This window comes from Gordonia liuliyuniae (assembly GCF_021739025.1).
In the GTDB taxonomy this organism is placed as follows: Bacteria; Actinomycetota; Actinomycetes; order Mycobacteriales; family Mycobacteriaceae; genus Gordonia; species Gordonia liuliyuniae.
This window is the reverse complement of record NZ_JAKKOT010000002.1, coordinates 19,410-35,996: the sequence shown is the minus strand read 5'-3', so window position 1 is coordinate 35,996 and position 16,587 is coordinate 19,410. Positions and strand designations below refer to the sequence as shown.

Genomic DNA, 16,587 nt, shown 5'->3' with positions numbered 1-16,587 from the left:
AACGGACGGGTGCGGTCACCGCCGATCCGGCCAGCGGCAGCCGTGCTCGCGCATCGGCGCGCTCAGCGACTGACCGTGACTTCCTTCGCGAACCGGTACGGAGCGGTCGCCAGCAAACCACCGAACGTCTTGCGCAGCCGGGACATTTCGGCGCGGACGGTGACCGTCCGCGCCGGATCGCCGAACAGTTCGCCTGCGAGCTCGGCGGCAGACAACCCGCCACGGTTCCGCGCCAACAGGGTGAGCAGGTCTCGATGCCGCGGTGACGGGTTGTGCGTCCACACGCCGTCGCCGGAGGTCACCGTGACGACGTCCCCGATCGTGACGGTGGTGCCTTCGCGTTCGGCGGCGTCGGCGGGGCGCACGAGCCAGCCGCCCGGCAATGGTTCCACATCGCAGAGTCCGAGTCCGGATACGAGGACGCGGCTCGGCGCCAAATCGGACGGCAACACGATCCGCCTGCGAGGTTCGACGCGGTCGACCGCAGCCACCCAGCCGAACTCGTCGACCGCCAGCGCGGGCCGACCTGCGCGCGCGAGGATCGGGGCGGCGACCGAACGCAGCATGTCGAGTTGATCCCGGTGCACGTTCTGCAGTCTCGCCTCCGCCAGCCGGGCGACCGAGTCGACCAGGGCGATCGTCGCCGGGTGGATCGACGACGCGGGGCCGCTCACGTCGACGACGCCGAGCATCCCACTGCTGCGTGGGTCGCGGATCGGCGCGCCCGTGCACGTCCACGCGTGATGGCTGCGGACATAGTGTTCGGCGGAGAACACCTGGACCGCCTGCCCGGCAGTCAGCGCGGTGCCGATCGCGTTGGTGCCGACCGCGTTCTCCGCCCACGAGGCGCCCTCCACGAAACCGAGGCCGTCGGCGCGGCGGCGGACGGCCGTCGTCCCGGCCCGCCACAGGACGTGGCCTTTCGCGTCGGCGACGACCAGGATGTTCGGGCTGTCGCGCAGCACCGCGTCCAGCCCGCGGGTGAGATCGTCCAGCAGGAACCCGAGACCGGATGCGGCGCGCCGTTCGGTGAGGTCGGCTGCCGCGATGGGATCGATCGGACCGCCGATGTCGGGGTCGACCCCCGCGTGGGCGACGCGCGCCCACGACTGCCCGATCACCGATCGGGGGCGGGCAGGGAGTCGCTGACCAGCCATCGCCGCGTCATGCATCGCGTGGAGCACCTGGGCGAATTCGCGCGGATCCTCGCCGGTCGCGAGGGCCGGCTCGGGAAGCGGATGCGCAGTGGTCATGAGTCCTCGGTCGATTGTGGTGGCTGTCTCACCTGGTGTCGTTTCAGGGTGCGCCCGGTCGGCATCGCCCGTCAACGGTGTTGCAACCCTCTGCAACCCTTGTCGCCCGCATCACTCGTGGAGTGTGCTGTCCATCACACAGATTCAACGAGGGCACACAGCCCACACGGGGGAATAGCCCACACGATGGAGAGGACATGCGATGACGCAGATAGCGGACGCCCCGATCGACACGGTGCGCACACCCGCCGACCGGGTCGAAGCCTGGCTGGGCAAGTTCAACGAGGCGCTGGCGGCCGAGGATCCGTACGCGGTGGCCGCACTGTTCGTCGACGACAGCTACTGGCGCGACCTGGTGGCGTTCACCTGGAACCTCAAGACCGTCGAAGGTCGCGAACAGATCGCCGCGATGCTCACCGAACGTCTCGCGCAGACCCGACCGCGCGGGTTCGTGGCGAGTGAGGAGCCGACCGACTCCGACGGTGTCGCCGAGGCGTTCATCGCGTTCGAGACCGCCACCGGACGAGGCGACGGCCAGCTGCGGCTACGCGTGGACGACGACGGCGAAGACCGAGCGTGGACCCTGCTCACCACGTTGCAGGAACTGAAAGGCTACGAGGAGTCGACCGGCGTGTCCCGCCCGATGGGCGCCTCCCACGGGAGTGACCCGACCGCCAAGTCGTGGGCCGAAAGGCAGGAGGACGAGGCTGCGGCGCTCGGGCGCACCGTGCAGCCGTACGTCCTGGTGATCGGCGGCGGTCAGGGCGGCATCGCCCTCGGCGCCCGCCTGCGCCAGTTGGGCGTCACGTCGCTCGTCGTCGACAAGTACGACCGGCCCGGCGACCAGTGGCGCAGCCGCTACAAGACGCTCTGCCTGCACGACCCGGTTTGGTACGACCACCTTCCGTATCTGCCGTTCCCGGCCAACTGGCCGGTGTTCGCGCCGAAGGACAAGGTGGCCGACTGGCTGGAGTTCTACACCAAGGTCATGGAGGTTCCGTACTGGAGCCGGACCGAGTGCACGTCCGCGTCGTACGACGAGGAGCAGGGGCGGTGGACTGTCGAGATCGTTCGCGACGGCGAGCAGATGACCTTGCATCCGACGCAGCTGGTGCTCGCGACCGGGATGTCGGGCAAGCCGAACGTCCCGTCGTTCCCGGGCGCCGACACATTCGCCGGCGACCAGCACCATTCGAGCCATCACCCTGGGCCGGACGGCTTCGTCGGCAAGAAGGTCGTCGTCATCGGCGCCAACAACTCCTCGCACGACATCTGTAAAGCCCTGGTGGAGAACGGTATCGACACGACGATGGTGCAGCGTTCGTCGACGCACGTGGTGAAGTCGGCTTCGCTGATGAAGATCGGTCTCGGCGCCCTCTACAGTGAGGAGGCCGTGCAGGGCGGGATGACGACGAAGAAGGCGGACATGACGTTCGCGTCGCTGCCGTACAAGATCATGCACCAGTTCCAGATCCCGCTGTACGACCAGATCCGGGAGCAGGACAAGGACTACTACGACCGCCTCGAGAAGGCGGGTTTCGACCTCGACTTCGGCGACGACGAGTCCGGCCTGTTCATGAAGTATCTGCGGCGCGGCTCCGGCTACTACATCGACGTCGGCGCGTGCGACCTCGTCGCCGACGGAACCATCAAGCTCGCCAAGGGCGGCGTCAAAGAGATCACCGAGAACAGCGTGGTGCTCGAGGACGGCACCGAGTTGCCCGCCGACGTCATCGTCTACGCGACCGGGTACGGGTCGATGAACGGGTGGGCCGCCGACCTGATGGGCCAGGAAGTCGCCGACCGGGTCGGCAAAGTGTGGGGCCTCGGCTCGGACACCACCAAGGATCCGGGCCCGTGGGAAGGCGAACAGCGCAACATGTGGAAGCCAACCCAACAGCCGAATCTGTGGTTCCACGGCGGAAACCTCCACCAGTCGCGCCACTACTCGCTGTACCTCGCGCTGCAGCTGAAAGCGCGCTTCGAAGGACTGGACACCCCGGTCTACGGGTTGCAGGAAGTGCACCACCTGAGCTGAGTCACGGCTGATCGAGCGGAGTCCCGGTAGCGAGCGACTCCGCTCGATCGACGTCGGGGCGTGATTCGTCGCCTGCCCGGGACGTCGACGCAGCGAGCGCGTCGGTGGTTGACGCGCCGTGGCACGTGGGACAGACTCCGAGTTCGTGCCGCTGTGGTGCGAGTCATTATGAGGGGGTCGCCATGTCGAACGTCGAAACTGTCCGCGGACCGGTGGACACCGCGTCGCTCGGGAACGTCCTGATGCACGAGCACGTGTTCGTAATCGGCACCGAGATGCAGCAGAACTACCCGGACTATCCGAGCAGGTGGGACGAGGACGCCCGCGTGGCCGACGCCGTCACGAAGCTACGTGAATGCAAAGCGCGGGGGATCGACACGATCGTCGATCCGACCGTCATCGGCCTCGGCCGCTACATTCCGCGCATCCAGGCGGTCAACGAGCAGGCCGACATCAACATCATCGCGGCGACCGGCATCTACACGTACAACGAGGTCCCCTTCCAGTTCCACTACAACGGGCCGGGTCTGCTGTTCGACGTCGCCGAGCCGATGGTGGAACTGTTTGTGAAAGACATCCGCGACGGCATCGCAGGCACTGCGGTGAAAGCGGCGTTCCTCAAATGCGCGATCGAAGTCCAGGGTCTCACTCCGGGCGTCGAACGGGTGATGCGCGCCGTCGGGCAGGCGCATGTCGAGACAGGCAAGCCGATCACGGTGCACACCAACCCGCACACCGAGTCCGGTCTCGTCGCACAACGGGTGCTCGCCGAGGAAGGCGTCGACCTGTCGAAGGTCGTCATCGGGCACTCGGGCGACTCGACAGACCTCGACTATCTGTGCCGGGTGGCCGACGCAGGCTCGTACCTCGGCATGGACCGGTTCGGTCTCGATCTGCTGCTGCCATTCGAGCAACGCGTCGACACCGTCGTCGAGATGGCGCGCCGCGGCTACGCGGAGAAGATGGTCCTCGCGCACGACGCGGCCTGTTTCATCGACTGGTTCGTGGCCGACGCCAAGGAGCAGGCGGTGCCGAACTGGAACTTCAATCACATCAGCGACGACGTGATACCCGCGTTGCGTGAACGCGGGGTCACCGAGGAACAGTTGACGACGATGCTGGTCGACAACCCGCGTCGATACTTCAGCTGACGCCTACAGGTCGCCCGGCAACTTGTCTCGTCGGATGCCCCGCCAACTCGGGTGGCGCAGATGCCCGGTGGACGTCCAGTCCATGAAACGGACGTCGGCGACGAGCTTGGGCAGCACCCACGTCGCGCTCGACGCGACCGGCTTGTCGAGCGTGCCGACGAACGGGCTGCGGCCGATCGTCAGCGGCTTCAACTCCGCCAACAGCGCGGCGAGATCAGCGTCAGTGAAGCCGGTGCCGACCCGCCCGATGTAGCGCAGACCGGTCTCGGCCGGCAGTCCCACCAACAGTGATCCGATGGTCCCCGACCGTCCGCCGCGACCGGGACGGTACCCGCCGATCACCACTTCGATGTCGTTCCAGTTCTTATGCTTTCGCCAGTCCGGACCGCGGCGGCCCGGCTGGTAGGTCGACGCGCGCCGCTTCGCGACGATGCCCTCCCACCCGTTCGCCCTGGCGTGTTCGGCGGCGTCCGCGCCCGGCCCCGGCAGTAGGGGAGGGACCTCGGCGATGGCCGCCGCCTCGATGACGGGGGTGAGCTCGTCCAAAATCTGCCGCCGTTTGCCCCACTGCGTCGCGGTGAGGTCGGTACCGTTCAACTCGACGACGTCGAACACGAGGTAGGCGAGCGTGTAGTCGTCGTCGCGGTGGTTCCGGGAGGCGAGGAGCCCGAAATCGGTGCGGCCCCCGGCGTCGTACGCGACCACCTCCCCGTCGAGGACGACGTCGAACCCGCGCAGCACGGATCCCAGCTCGCGCAACTCCGGGAAGTCGGCTGTCATGTCGACGCCGGACCGCGACCACAAGCGGATGTCGCCGTCGTCGTGCCGGGCCAGGATCCGATATCCGTCCCACTTCCCCTCGAACGCCCACGCGTCGTCGGTCAGCCCGTCGATCGCCTCGTCGGCCGCAAGCATCGGTCTGATGCCCGCCGTGGTTCCGGTGACCCGTGTCGGACCCGGCTCCGCGGCCAGGCGCGACGACCGCGCCTTGCGGTACTCGCCGAGGTCCACGGTGTTGCTGTCTGGTGCATCGGTGTCTGGTGCATTGGTGTCTGGGGCCGTGACGACCGGGTCGATCGCCGGGTCGAGATCGGCGAGAAGGTCGCCGGACTCGCCGATGCGGTCGAGGACGTCGCGGAAGTCGAGCTGTGCGAGGGTCGGGTCGGCGAGTTCGTCCCAGGTCCGCGGTGCGGCGACCAACGGTCGTTCGCTGCCGCGCAACGAGTATGGGGCGAGTGTCGTCTTGGCCGCGGTGTTCTGGCTCCAGTCCAAGAACACCTTCGAGACGCGCGCGGTTTTCGCCATCGACGCCGTCACGTCTTTCGGGTGCGCGGCGGCGAGCGAGTCGGCGATCTGCTTCGCAACGGCGCGCGCCGACTCCGACTTCACCGGTGCCGGAAACCGCGCGTACACGTGGATGCCCTTGCCGCCGCTGGTCACCGGGTAGGAGGCGAGGCCTGCGTCGGCGAGGATGTCACGTATCGCGAGCGCGACCTCGGCGCACCGGTGCAAACCGACGTCCGGTCCGGGATCGAGGTCGATGACGAGTCGGTCGGTGCGACGGGACTCGTCGCCCGCCGATCCGACGCCCGACAGATCGATGCGCCATTGCGGTACGTGCAATTCCAGCGCGGCCATCTGTGCGAGCCACACCAGGTCGGCCGCCGACCGTGCGACTGGATAGATGGTCGTGCCGTCGGCGTGCGCGATCGTGAAGCGTGCCAGCCAGTCTGGTGTGCCTGACGGGAGAGCCTTCTCGAAGAACGGGCCGGACCCAGTGCCGTGAGGCCACCGCTTACGGGTGACGGGGCGGGACGCGATATGCGGCAGCATCGCGTCCGCTACCGCCAGAACGTACTGCAGCACGTCGAACTTGCGCGTGCCGTCGCCGGGATACATCACCTTGTCGAGGTTCGTCACCGCGATGAACCGTCCGTCGACCTCCAGCTTGGATCCGGGCATGGAATCGATTCTGCCGTGTCCGGGGCCCCGCCGCGTCGAACCCGGTCGCTGCGCCGACTCCACTCGACGAGTGCCCAGTCGTGGCACAATCGCAGCATGCGCTCCATCTGGAAGGGTGACCTGAGCTTTGGCCTGGTGAACGTGCCGGTCAAGGTGTATTCGGCGACGGAGAGCCACGACCGGAGTTCGCATCAGGTCGACGCGAAGGACGGCACCAGGATCCGTTATCGGCGGGTGCGCGAGGGGACGGACGCCGAGGTCGAGTACGCGGATATCGCCAACGCGTACGAGTCCGATGCCGGCGAGCCGGTGATCCTGACGAAGGCCGATCTCGCGGAGTTGCCGGTCACGCGGAGCCCCGAGATCTCGATCCTCGAGTTCGTGCCGATCGACCAGGTGGATCCCATCTACTTCGACAAGCCCTACTACCTGGAGCCGTCCTCGAAATCCCCGAAAGCGTATGTGCTGCTTGCTAAAGCGCTCGAACGCACCGAGCGGTTGGCGATCGCGAACTTCACGCTGCGGAATCGGACGAGACTGGCGGCGCTTCGGGTGATCGACGGGGTGATGACGCTGCAGACGCTGTTGTGGCCCGACGAGGTCAGAGCGGCCGACTTCGACTTTCTGTCGTCGGACGTCGAGATCCGGGACAAGGAGCTCGATATGGCGGCATCGCTCATCGAGACCATGGCCTCCGACTTCGACCCGTCGCAGTTCGAGGACACCTATCAGGCGGAGTTGTCGAAACTGATCGAGGCGAAGGCCGGTGGCGACCAGGCGTTCGCCGAACCGGAAAAGGCGAAGGCAGACGAGGGCGACGACGAGGTCGCCGATCTTCTCGCCGCGCTGCAGGCATCGGTGAAGGATCGGGCCGCAGGGTAACTGATAACGCCGAGGATCAGATTGTGCTCGGTGTGGTGTGCTCGTAGACTCGTCGAGCATGAGTGAACTTACGCAGCAGCAGGCGGTCGCCGAGTTCCGGCGCCTCGCCGAGTCTCAGGAGATCAGTGCGCCGGCCGACCTCGACGCGATCTGGGCTGCGCTGGCCCCCGTTGCGATCGACGATGTCATCGGTGACTGGCGCGGTGGCGAACTCCCGTCCGGGCATGCGCTCGACGGCCAACTCAAGACGGTCGGTTGGTACGGCAAGTGGCTGCGCGGACGATACGACGTCGCACCGATGGTCTGCCGCGCCGAGGACGGTGAACTGTACTCGAACCTCGAGATCGGCAAGGGCCCGGCCAGCCTGTGGATGGTCGAGTTCCGCGGCGAACTCACCGCGTCGATGGTGTACGACGGCCAGCCGGTGATCGACCACTTCAAACGAGTCGACGACGACACCCTGATGGGCGTCATGAACGGCAGCACGTCCCTCGTCCGCGACAAGCACTTCTACTTCTTCCTCACTCGCTGATCGCAACCCGCCGGCCGATCGGGCACTGTTCGCTCCCGCCGTTCCGCACGTTCCACACGGGTGCCATGGCGTAGGACACAATGAACCCCATGGCTGAGAACTACGGGCGGGCGCGGCAGAACGAGATCTATCGGGCGGGCGTTCACGGGCGCACTCCGTCCGTGCCGACCGATTTCGCGACGTTGGAGAAGCGGGCGAAGGCGAAGATGAGCGCACGCGGATGGGCGTACATCGCGGGCGGCGCGGGGGAGGGCCGGACGATGGCGGCCAACCGTGCGGCTCTGGACCGGTGGGCCATCGTCCCGCGCATGCTGCGCGACACCAGCGACCGCAACCTCGAGATCGAGTTGTTCGGGCAGACGCTGCCCGCGCCCGTCCTGTTCTCGCCGGTAGGCGCAGGCGCGCTGGCTCACGATCGCGCCGACATCCATATCGGACATGCGGCAGCCGAGCTCGGGCTGCCGTACATCTTCTCCAATCAGGGGTGCGCCCCGATGGAAGACGTTGCCGCCGAGATGGATTCGGTCAGCCGCGGTGCGCCGCGCTGGTTCCAGCTCTACTGGTCCACCGATGACCGGCTCGTCAGGAGCCTGGTGAGCCGCGCGGAGCAGTCGGGTGCGGCGGCGATCGCCGTCACCCTCGACACCACGATGCTCGGCTGGCGGCCGCAGGACCTCAACCTGGGATCGCTGCCGTTCGCGCGCGCCGAGGGCATCGACCAGTACACCTCCGATCCGAGTTTCTGGGAGATCGTCGCCGAACGGCTCAAGGGTGCGGTCAGCGAGAAGCCGGAAGTCAGCATCGGCGCGATCAAGACTCTGTTCTCCATCGCGAAGAACGTGCCGGGCGACATTCGTCGAAACCTCACTGCCCCGGAGCCGCGCGCGGCGGTCGAGACCTTCCTGGACATCTACTCCCGGCCGACGTTGAGCTGGGCCGACATCGTCACGCTGCGAGATATGACATCGCTGCCGATCGTCCTCAAGGGCGTGCTGCATCCCGATGATGCGCGGAAGGCGGTCGACGTCGGCGTCGACGGCATCATCGTGTCGAACCACGGCGGACGACAGGTGGACGGCTCGATCTCGTCGGCCGACGCGTTGGTCGACGTCGCGGACGTCGTCGAGGGGCGCGTGAAGGTCCTAGTCGACTCCGGGTTCTACACCGGGGCGGACGTGTTCAAAGCGCTCGCCCTCGGCGCGGACGCCGTCTGCATCGGTCGCCCGCACATGTACGGCTTGGCGCTGGCCGGCGCGGCTGGCGCCCGGGACGCGGTCGCCAATATCGTCGCCGAACTCGACCTCACGTTGGGGTTGTCCGGCCAGACCGATGTGCGGACTCTTGACCGGTCGGTGCTCAAGAAGGTGTAGGCGGACTCACGGTACGCCTGACAGCCGCAGTACGGCCGTCGATGCCGCAGCCACGACGATGATGGCGACGAGCGGCGCTTTGAACCAGGCGGCGAGGACGCCGACGGCTACCCCGATCGGTCGGGCGGGCCCGGCGAGATCGCTGCCCTCGAACAGGGTGGTGGTGAGTCCTACCGCGATCAGCAGAACCATCGTCGATCGTTCCATCAGAGCTTCGACGGCAGGTGACACGGTAGTCCTGGTTCGTAGCATCAAGCCGACCACGCGGAGCGCGTACGTGCCGGCGGCCAGTACTGCGAGGGCCCCGGCGAACTGCCATCCCGTCACGATGTGGCCTTCTCTCGGGCGGGCACCGCTCTGCGGCTCGTCACGAGAAGGCCGAGCGGGATACCGAGAAGCGCCAGGACGACGGGGATTCCGGCGGCGACGAACCCGGCGGTGGCCAGCGCGATCGTCGCGCCGAAGATCGCAGCCCATCGGGTATCGCGGTCTCGCACGGCGGGTAGCGCGAGTGCGACGAGGAGCGCAGGGAACGCCGCGTCGAGCCCGAGTGCTTCAGGTGAACCGATCACCTGGCCGACGAGTGCTCCGGTGAGCGCCCCGAGCGGCCAGCACAGGGCGACGGCGACACCGCAGATCAGGAACGCCGATCGCGCCGTCGCGGGGTCGCGGTGCGGCGCGGAGTAGACGGCGGTCTCGTCGTTCACCAGGTGGGCGGCGGCGAAGAGGGTGCGATCACGCCGGAAGAATCGTCCGGCCGACAGTCCGTATGAGACGTTGCGGATGTTCATCAGGAGCCCGGTGAGCGCGCCGACGACCGGCAGGCCGCCTCCTGCGACGACGGCGACCATGACGAACTCCGACGACCCGGCGAGGACGACGCAGGCCATCAATACGATCTGCCACCACGCCAGGCCGATGCCGTGCGCGGCGGCGCCGTATGAGGTTCCGATCACCCACATCGAGATGCCGATGGCGACGATCTCGCGTGGGACCGCTGTCGCCGCCGCACCGAAGGATCTCCATAACGAACGCATGTCCATTATCATGGAGCTATGGATGATGTTCGTCAAGATGAACGGTCGGTCTGTTCGGTGAACGATCCGACGGTGAGTCCTCAGAAATTGGTCGCCGCATCGCTCAAGCGGGAACGGTCCAGGGCGGGGATCTCGCTCGCCGAACTCGCCCGACGTGCGGGTATCGGCAAGTCGACGCTGTCCCAACTCGAATCCGGCGACGGGAACCCGAGCATTGAGACGCTGTGGTCGCTGAGTGTGGCGCTCGGTATCCAGTTCTCGGCACTCGTCGACGCACCGCGACCACTCGTCGAGGTGATCCGTCTCGGCGACGGACCGACTTTCGGCGCGAGCGAAGCGGATTCGTACACGGCGACCCTGCTGTCCGCGGCCCGTCCCGGCACTCGCCGTGACGCCTACTTGATCCGAGCCGACCGGGGTAAGCCGCGACTGTCGCAGCCGCATGCGCGCGGCGTCGTCGAGCATGTGGTCCTGTGCTCGGGACGGGCAGACGTCGGCCCGACCGAGTCGCCGGTCCGGCTCGAGCCCGGCGACTACGTGAACTACCCGGGCGACGTCGAGCACACTTTCGACGCAGTGGAGGACGGCACGGTCGCGGTTCTGCTCAGCGAGTCCTGAACGTTCGGCTCACCTCGCGCACAACGGTGGCCCGGTCGCTCGCGTGCGCCGACCTCGCCCGACTCCTCGAACGCGGGCGTTTCGACGGGCTGTTCATCGCCGACGTGCTCGGTACGTACGACGTGTACGCGGGCACCGACGAGGCGGCGATCGACTCTCGCTGAGCCATCGACTCAGCGCTCACCGGTCATCTACCAGGCAGGCGCGTCGCCACGGGGGTCCCGCTTCGCGTGCGAGAGGGGCCTACCCCGACGACTACGTCCCGGGTTCATTGCGTCACAAGCTTTTCGGGCGCGGAGACCGACTTCCGGACAATCACCGAGGTGCATCGTTCCGAGCGGGCGCGAGTGCATCGACGATCGACGACTCTGTCCGCGACCGCGCTGCGCGGTCCCTGCCGTGATCTCCGTTGGCGAGGAGGCCGAGCCGCTCAGATCAGCGGCCGGTTCGTCGTCATCCGCCACTTGAGGTCGGCGAGGAGGAGGTTGAACGGGAACTGCCGCCACGACTTGGGCATCACGTGGACCATGCCACGCAGGATCTTGTTGTGGAGGTCGAAGATCAGCTTGTCGGTCGTGGTCTGGGTGAAGCCGATCTTCTCCCGGAACTCTGGCGGCAGGAAACCGATCGTCAAGATCTCGGAGAATCGACCCATCAGGACGCGGAGCACCGGCGACGCGAACTCGAGACGGACGATCGACTTCAGATAGCTGCCGATCACATCGTCGATGACCATCTCGTCGAGCACCGAGTTCCAATAGACCTCGAAGTCGGCCCGGGTGGCCGGCCACATCTCCGGCGGCATCTGCAGGGTGGTGCCCATGACAGCGCCCTGTCGGTAAGCCTCTTCGGTGAGGTCGGCTTCGTCGCCGAAGATCCGGACGCAGTCTTCCCAGCCGCGGTACAGGCAGGCGGCGACCCACAGCTGGAGCTTCGGATCGAACGCGTTGTACTTGACGGGACTCGACTCGACAGACCGCACTTGAACGTGCGACCGGTTGACGGCCTGCCGGTACTTACGTCGAAGTTCGGGGCCGCCCGTCGCGGCGACGGCGAGGTAGGTCAGTGTGGTGCGAGTCCGTTTGACCGGATGCTTGTACAAGTTGCCGGAGTCGACCTTGCTCTCGTAGACGCCGTAACCGACCGCGGGGTGGCTCAGCTGCATGATGACGTTCGCGGGTCCGGACAGAAGTGCCGGGCCGAGGAGTCCCATGTCGGTGATCTGCTGTTCGTCGAGTTCGACGCGAGTGCGTGCGGGCACTGTCTCGGTCGCGAATTCCTCGGTGGGTGCGGCGGTCATGAGGCTCCCTCAAACTGATAACGAACGTTTCCTATTGTTGATTCAACGCGCGGGAATGCTCGGTGTCAAGCCGGAGAGTGTCACTATGGACAGCGTGAGTGAGGCGAGTCAGGGCGCAGGCGAACTGCGGTCATACGGAGGAGAAGCCGGCGACGCACGAGTCGCCCGGCGCCGCGCTGCCCTTTTGGACGCGACGCTCGACCTGCTCAGCGAGCCGGAAGCGGGGCCGGTGACCGTCCGCGGGATCTGCACGCACGCCGGGCTGACGCCCCGCTACTTCTACGAGAACTTCGAGAACGTCGACGTCCTCGTCGGAGCCACGTACGACGGGGTGATCACCGAGATCGCCGAGAGTGCCCGGCTGGCCTTCGACGCGGGGGGTGACCCGCGTGAGAAGGTGACCGCCGCAGTTCGGGCCATCGTCGACGCCATCGACGCGGACCGGCGCAAGGGGCGGCTGATCTTCTCCGATGCGCTCGGGAGCCCGGTTCTGACCGAGCGGCGCGCGGAGGCGGTCGAGACCTTCGCGGCGCTGACGTCGCGGTCGGCCCAGCAGGTGTCGAGAGTGCGCAGCGAAGAGGAGTTGACTGCGGCGTCGCACTTCCAGGTGGGCGGATTCGGGCGCGTGCTCGCCTCGTGGACCGAGGGCAGGCTCTCCCTCGACAAGGATCGGCTCGTCGCACTGTGTGCTCACATGCTCTGGCCCGAGTCCCGATCACATGTGGCGGGTGACCGGTGACTGCAGACCTCGAAGTTCCGGGCTCATGGCGTGACTACGGCGCCGCAGGCCTGCCCTCGCCTCTTCGTGCGGCGCTCGAAGCGTTCGTCGAGCACGGGTACCACGGCACGTCGGTGCGTGAGATCGCTGGACGCGCAGGGCTTTCCGTGCCAGGGCTGTACCACCACTACCCGTCCAAGCAGTCGCTCCTGCAAGGACTGCTCGAGTTGACGATGGCCGATCTCCTGCGGCGATCCGAGCAGGCGATCGCGGAAGCGGGCGACGATCGTCTGGCGCAGTTCGACGCGGTGGTCGAGTCGCTGCTCCGATTTCACATGTACCGACGTGAGCAGGCGTTCGTCGGATCCACCGAGATGCGGAGCCTGGACGGCGACTACCGGCCGCGCTACATCGGTCACCGGGTGCGGCAGCAGCGGATGGTCGACGAGATCGTGCTCGGCGGCGTCGACGCCGGAGTCTTCGTGACGGCGGATCCGAAGGGTGCGGCACGAGCGGTCGCGACCATGTGCGTCGGGGTGTCGACCTGGTACCGCGTGGATGGCGAGCTCGGCGCCGACGAGCTCATCGAACGCAACCTCGAATACGCCCGAGCCATCGTCGGGTACATCGCGCGATGACCGGGCGGCGCGTGTCTTGACGTGATGCGCGGAACATGGGACGCTCTAGCCGGTCCGAGCGATCGCTCGGTCGGGAGTTGGGAGAGCTTGTCATGTCGATCGACCTGTCGCATCGGTCCGAAGTCGTCGAGTTGGTCGCCAAGACCGAGGCGTTCATCGCCGACCACGTACTGCCCGTGGAGAACGAGTTCCACGGTGACATCACCGCGGCGGGCGGTGACGACGTACGTCGTGAACTGAACGCCAAAGCGAAGGCTGCGGGCGTCTTCGCCCCGCACGCCCCCGTCGAGTTCGGCGGCCTCGGCCTGAACATGTGCGAACGCGCACCGGTCTTCGAAGCCGCGGGCGCGTCGACGTTCGGCCCCGTCGCCCTGCACATCGGAGCCCCCGACGAAGGCAACGTGCACATGCTCGCGCACATCGCCGACGACCGGCAGCGTCAGCTCTACCTCGCGCCCCTCGCCGCAGGCGACGTCCGTAGCGCGTTCGCGATGACCGAGCCGTCGCCCGGGGCCGGCGCCGACCCGAACGCTCTCAACACGACGGCGGTCCGCGTCGACGGTGGATGGAAGATTAACGGGCGCAAGCGATTCATTACTGGCGCCGACGGTGCCGGCTTCTACATCATCATGGCGCGTACCTCCGGTGAGGCCGGTGACCGCGGCGGGGCCACCATGTTCCTGGCCCCCGGCGACCGCGACGGCATCAGCGTGGACCGCCACATCCACACCACCGACAAGTCGATGATCGGTGGACATTGCGAGGTGACGTTCACGGACGTCGTCGTGCCCGACGAGGACGTCCTCGGCGCGGTCGACGAGGGGTACCGCTACGCGCAGGTCCGCCTCGGCCCGGCGCGCATGACGCACGTGATGCGGTGGATGGGGTCGGCCGTCCGAGCCCATCGAGTGGCGCTCGACTACGTCGACCAGCGGCAGGGCTTCGGCGGTCGCCTGGGCGATCTCGGCATGATCCAGCAGCAGGTCGCCGACAACGAGATCGATCTCGCCGCGGCACGCGCGCTCCTGGTGCGCGCCTGCTGGGAGCTCGACGAGGGCGGCCACGCGTCCGATGCGACATCGATCGCGAAGACGTTCGGCGCCGAAGCGTTCTCCCGGGTCGTGGACCGCAGCATGCAGATGTGCGGTGGCCTCGGCGTCTCCGAGGACCTCCCGCTGGTCCGGCTGGCCAACGAACTGCGCCCGTTCCGCATCTACGACGGGCCGTCCGAAGTGCACCGTTGGGCCATCGCCAAACGAGCCGTCGGACGGGCCCGCAAAGTCCGCACCGCCAACTGACTCTCCGCGCGACGAAGGGAACCCCCGCGTGACCGAGCATCCCGGCCTCACCGCCGACAGACTCCGAACACTGCTGTCCGGCAACGATATCGACGTGGTCGGCGACCTGCGGATCGAACTGATCAGCGGTGGCCGCTCCAACTTGACCTTCGACGTCCGCGACGACGTCCACCACTGGGTGGCGCGCCGCCCGCCGATGGGCGGGCTCACCCCGTCCGCGCACGACATGGAACGCGAATGGGCGGTCACCTCAGCGCTGGCCGACACCGCGGTGCCGGTCGCGGCCACGGTCGCCATCGATCGATCCGGTGACGTGATCGGCGCGCCGTGCACCATCGTCGACTACGTCGACGGCCCGGTCGTCAGGTCCGTGGACGACCTCGCGACGCTCACGGACGACCAGGTGACGGCGGGAGCCCACGCCCTCGTCCAGACTCTGGCCGACCTGCATGCCGTCGACTACGAGGCCGTCGGACTCGGCGACTTCGGCCGTCCCGACGGGTTCGCCGCCCGGCAGGTGAAGCTGTGGTCACGGCAGTGGGGGATCGTGAAGGACCGCGAACTGCCCGACCTCGACAAACTTGTCGGCATCCTGACCGATCGGGTGCCGAAGACGGCGGGCCGGTCGATCGTGCACGGCGACCTGCGGATCGACAACGCGATCCTCTCGCCCGATGATCCCGGTACGGTCGCCGCCGTCGTCGACTGGGAACTGTCGGCGCTCGGCGACCCGATCACCGACATCGCCCTGATGTGCGTGTACCGCGAGCCGGTCTTCTCGACCGTCCTCGGCTTCGACGCCGCGTGGACCAGCGACCGCTACCCGAGCGCCGACGAACTGGCCCAGCGGTACGCGCAGGCGTCCGGGACCGATCTCGGCGACTGGGCCTTCTACCTGGGTCTGGCCAACCTCAAACTCGGTGTCATCGCCGCAGGCATCAGCCATCGCGCCCGCGAAGGCGGGTCGTCCGGTGGTGACGGAGCCGAACTCGCGGGCGAGGCCACCGCAACATTCATCGCTCGAGGCCTGGAGGCAGTGTCGTGACCGAACGCAGAGTGGCTCTTGTGACGGGAGCGTCCCGCGGCATCGGGGCCGCCGTCGCCGACCGGTTCGCCCGCGAGGGCTGGGATCTGACGATCAGCGCGCGCGGCGCCGATGCGCTCGACGAACGCGCGCAAGCCCTTCGCGCGCATGGCGGTCGGGTCCTCACCGTCCCCGCCGACATGTCCGATGAGGAGGCTGTCGCCGCGCTCGCCGCCCGTCACCTCGACGAGTACGGCCGCACCGACGCCCTCGTCCTCAACGCGGGCATGGGCGCGATGGGTGCGTTCGCCGCCTTCCCGGCACGCCGGTTCGACAAGCTCTACCAGGTCAATGTGCGCGCCCCGTTCCTGCTCACCCAGTCGCTGCTCGCGAGCATGAAGAGCACTGTGACGAAGACTATCGGTGCCAAGGTCATCGCGATCTCGTCGATCACCGGCGTCTATCCCGAGCCGAATCTGATCGCGTACGGCTCGACCAAGGCCGCGCTGATCTCGATGTGCGAGACCTTCAACCTCGAAGAGTCCGTCAACGGGGTGTCCGCCACGTCGATCTGCCCGGGTTACGTCGACACCGACATGTCTGAGTGGACCAAGGGCGAGGACGCGATCCCCGCCGACGAGATGATCAGCGGCGACGACGTCGCCGAGATCGCCTACTCGGTGACGCGACTGTCCCGGTGGGCTGTGCTCCCGCAGGCGATCCTGACGCGTCCCGGCGAGAACATGCACCGCGCCTGACGACGGAT

At 67.4% G+C, this 16,587-nt stretch carries 16 protein-coding genes and 1 pseudogene; 12 read left to right on the top strand and 5 right to left on the bottom strand.

Translation table 11 applies throughout. From position 1 onward, the window contains the following. Positions 1 to 62: 62 nt before the first annotated feature. A complete protein-coding gene (locus L5G28_RS01305; protein WP_236999999.1) occupies positions 63 to 1,253 on the bottom strand; it encodes a helix-turn-helix domain-containing protein in 1,191 nt (396 codons plus the stop codon). A gap of 202 nt (positions 1,254 to 1,455) precedes the next feature. Between L5G28_RS01305 and L5G28_RS01300 the strand changes: the two genes are divergently transcribed. Continuing rightward, positions 1,456 to 3,291 (top strand): NAD(P)-binding domain-containing protein, encoded by a 1,836-nt coding sequence (locus L5G28_RS01300; RefSeq protein WP_236999998.1) that lies wholly within the window; start codon positions 1,456 to 1,458, stop codon positions 3,289 to 3,291. A gap of 182 nt (positions 3,292 to 3,473) precedes the next feature. Then, positions 3,474 to 4,442: a phosphotriesterase family protein gene (locus L5G28_RS01295; protein WP_236999997.1), complete on the top strand. Its 969-nt coding sequence runs from the start codon at positions 3,474 to 3,476 to the stop codon at positions 4,440 to 4,442. Positions 4,443 to 4,445: 3 nt separating this feature from the next. Here the strand turns inward: L5G28_RS01295 and ligD are convergent, their stop codons facing one another. Next, positions 4,446 to 6,404 carry a non-homologous end-joining DNA ligase gene (ligD, locus tag L5G28_RS01290; protein ID WP_236999996.1) on the bottom strand — a complete coding sequence of 653 codons (1,959 nt, stop codon included), beginning with the start codon at positions 6,402 to 6,404 and terminating at the stop codon, positions 4,446 to 4,448. A 96-nt stretch (positions 6,405 to 6,500) separates the two neighbouring features. Here ligD and ku point away from each other — a divergent pair. The 3 genes and pseudogenes from ku to L5G28_RS01275 all read left to right on the top strand — a co-directional run. Then, positions 6,501 to 7,274 (top strand): annotated as a pseudogene (gene ku / locus L5G28_RS01285) (non-homologous end joining protein Ku); the annotation flags it as partial. 70 nt (positions 7,275 to 7,344) lie between these two features. Continuing rightward, the gene (locus tag L5G28_RS01280; protein WP_236999994.1) at positions 7,345 to 7,818 is read left to right on the top strand and encodes a DUF4334 domain-containing protein; all 474 of its coding nucleotides are present in this window, start codon (positions 7,345 to 7,347) and stop codon (positions 7,816 to 7,818) included. A gap of 89 nt (positions 7,819 to 7,907) precedes the next feature. Next, on the top strand, positions 7,908 to 9,188 hold the full coding sequence (locus L5G28_RS01275) for an alpha-hydroxy-acid oxidizing protein (RefSeq protein WP_236999993.1): 1,281 nt from the start codon (positions 7,908 to 7,910) through the stop codon (positions 9,186 to 9,188). 6 nt (positions 9,189 to 9,194) lie between these two features. Here the strand turns inward: L5G28_RS01275 and L5G28_RS01270 are convergent, their stop codons facing one another. Continuing rightward, positions 9,195 to 9,515, bottom strand: a complete 321-nt coding sequence (locus tag L5G28_RS01270; protein WP_236999992.1) for an AzlD domain-containing protein — start codon at positions 9,513 to 9,515, stop codon at positions 9,195 to 9,197. Further along, entirely contained in the window at positions 9,512 to 10,225 is a 714-nt protein-coding gene (locus L5G28_RS01265) for an AzlC family ABC transporter permease (protein ID WP_236999991.1), read from the bottom strand. Before L5G28_RS01265 ends, L5G28_RS01270 begins: the two co-directional genes overlap by 4 nt. Positions 10,226 to 10,243: 18 nt before the next feature. Between L5G28_RS01265 and L5G28_RS01260 the strand changes: the two genes are divergently transcribed. Both L5G28_RS01260 and L5G28_RS01255 read left to right on the top strand, forming a co-directional pair. Then, positions 10,244 to 10,843, top strand: a complete 600-nt coding sequence (locus L5G28_RS01260) for a helix-turn-helix domain-containing protein (RefSeq protein WP_236999990.1) — start codon at positions 10,244 to 10,246, stop codon at positions 10,841 to 10,843. A 26-nt stretch (positions 10,844 to 10,869) separates the two neighbouring features. Next, the gene (locus tag L5G28_RS01255) at positions 10,870 to 11,007 is read left to right on the top strand and encodes a hypothetical protein (RefSeq protein WP_237000558.1); all 138 of its coding nucleotides are present in this window, start codon (positions 10,870 to 10,872) and stop codon (positions 11,005 to 11,007) included. A gap of 266 nt (positions 11,008 to 11,273) precedes the next feature. Here L5G28_RS01255 and L5G28_RS01245 read toward each other — a convergent pair whose 3' ends face one another. Next, on the bottom strand, positions 11,274 to 12,143 hold the full coding sequence (locus L5G28_RS01245; protein ID WP_236999989.1) for an oxygenase MpaB family protein: 870 nt from the start codon (positions 12,141 to 12,143) through the stop codon (positions 11,274 to 11,276). An 85-nt stretch (positions 12,144 to 12,228) separates the two neighbouring features. On the opposite strand from L5G28_RS01245, the gene L5G28_RS01240 reads away from it, so the two are divergent. The 5 genes from L5G28_RS01240 (at position 12,229) to L5G28_RS01220 (ending at position 16,579) form a co-directional block, all read left to right on the top strand. After that, entirely contained in the window at positions 12,229 to 12,882 is a 654-nt protein-coding gene (locus tag L5G28_RS01240; RefSeq protein WP_236996599.1) for a TetR/AcrR family transcriptional regulator, read from the top strand. Further along, a complete protein-coding gene (locus L5G28_RS01235) occupies positions 12,879 to 13,499 on the top strand; it encodes a TetR/AcrR family transcriptional regulator (protein WP_236999988.1) in 621 nt (206 codons plus the stop codon). The genes L5G28_RS01240 and L5G28_RS01235 overlap by 4 nt, the downstream gene beginning before the upstream one ends. Before the next feature lie 92 nt (positions 13,500 to 13,591). Continuing rightward, positions 13,592 to 14,797: an acyl-CoA dehydrogenase family protein gene (locus L5G28_RS01230; protein WP_236999987.1), complete on the top strand. Its 1,206-nt coding sequence runs from the start codon at positions 13,592 to 13,594 to the stop codon at positions 14,795 to 14,797. Positions 14,798 to 14,825: 28 nt separating this feature from the next. Beyond that, entirely contained in the window at positions 14,826 to 15,842 is a 1,017-nt protein-coding gene (locus tag L5G28_RS01225; RefSeq protein WP_236999986.1) for a phosphotransferase family protein, read from the top strand. Beyond that, positions 15,839 to 16,579, top strand: coding sequence for an SDR family NAD(P)-dependent oxidoreductase (locus L5G28_RS01220; RefSeq protein WP_236999985.1), 741 nt, complete (start codon positions 15,839 to 15,841; stop codon positions 16,577 to 16,579). The genes L5G28_RS01225 and L5G28_RS01220 overlap by 4 nt, the downstream gene beginning before the upstream one ends. Positions 16,580 to 16,587: the final 8 nt, after the last annotated feature.

Bases quoted from the DNA above. Each gene is read 5' to 3' on its own strand.
- L5G28_RS01305 (WP_236999999.1), bottom strand. From the start codon at position 1,253: ATGACCACTGCGCATCCGCTTCCCGAGCCGGCCCTCGCGACCGGCGAG.
- L5G28_RS01300 (WP_236999998.1), top strand. From the start codon at position 1,456: ATGACGCAGATAGCGGACGCCCCGATCGACACGGTGCGCACACCCGCC.
- L5G28_RS01295 (WP_236999997.1), top strand. From the start codon at position 3,474: ATGTCGAACGTCGAAACTGTCCGCGGACCGGTGGACACCGCGTCGCTC.
- ligD (WP_236999996.1), bottom strand. From the start codon at position 6,404: ATGCCCGGATCCAAGCTGGAGGTCGACGGACGGTTCATCGCGGTGACG.
- L5G28_RS01280 (WP_236999994.1), top strand. From the start codon at position 7,345: ATGAGTGAACTTACGCAGCAGCAGGCGGTCGCCGAGTTCCGGCGCCTC.
- L5G28_RS01275 (WP_236999993.1), top strand. From the start codon at position 7,908: ATGGCTGAGAACTACGGGCGGGCGCGGCAGAACGAGATCTATCGGGCG.
- L5G28_RS01265 (WP_236999991.1), bottom strand. From the start codon at position 10,225: ATGCGTTCGTTATGGAGATCCTTCGGTGCGGCGGCGACAGCGGTCCCA.
- L5G28_RS01260 (WP_236999990.1), top strand. From the start codon at position 10,244: ATGGATGATGTTCGTCAAGATGAACGGTCGGTCTGTTCGGTGAACGAT.
- L5G28_RS01245 (WP_236999989.1), bottom strand. From the start codon at position 12,143: ATGACCGCCGCACCCACCGAGGAATTCGCGACCGAGACAGTGCCCGCA.
- L5G28_RS01240 (WP_236996599.1), top strand. From the start codon at position 12,229: ATGGACAGCGTGAGTGAGGCGAGTCAGGGCGCAGGCGAACTGCGGTCA.
- L5G28_RS01230 (WP_236999987.1), top strand. From the start codon at position 13,592: ATGTCGATCGACCTGTCGCATCGGTCCGAAGTCGTCGAGTTGGTCGCC.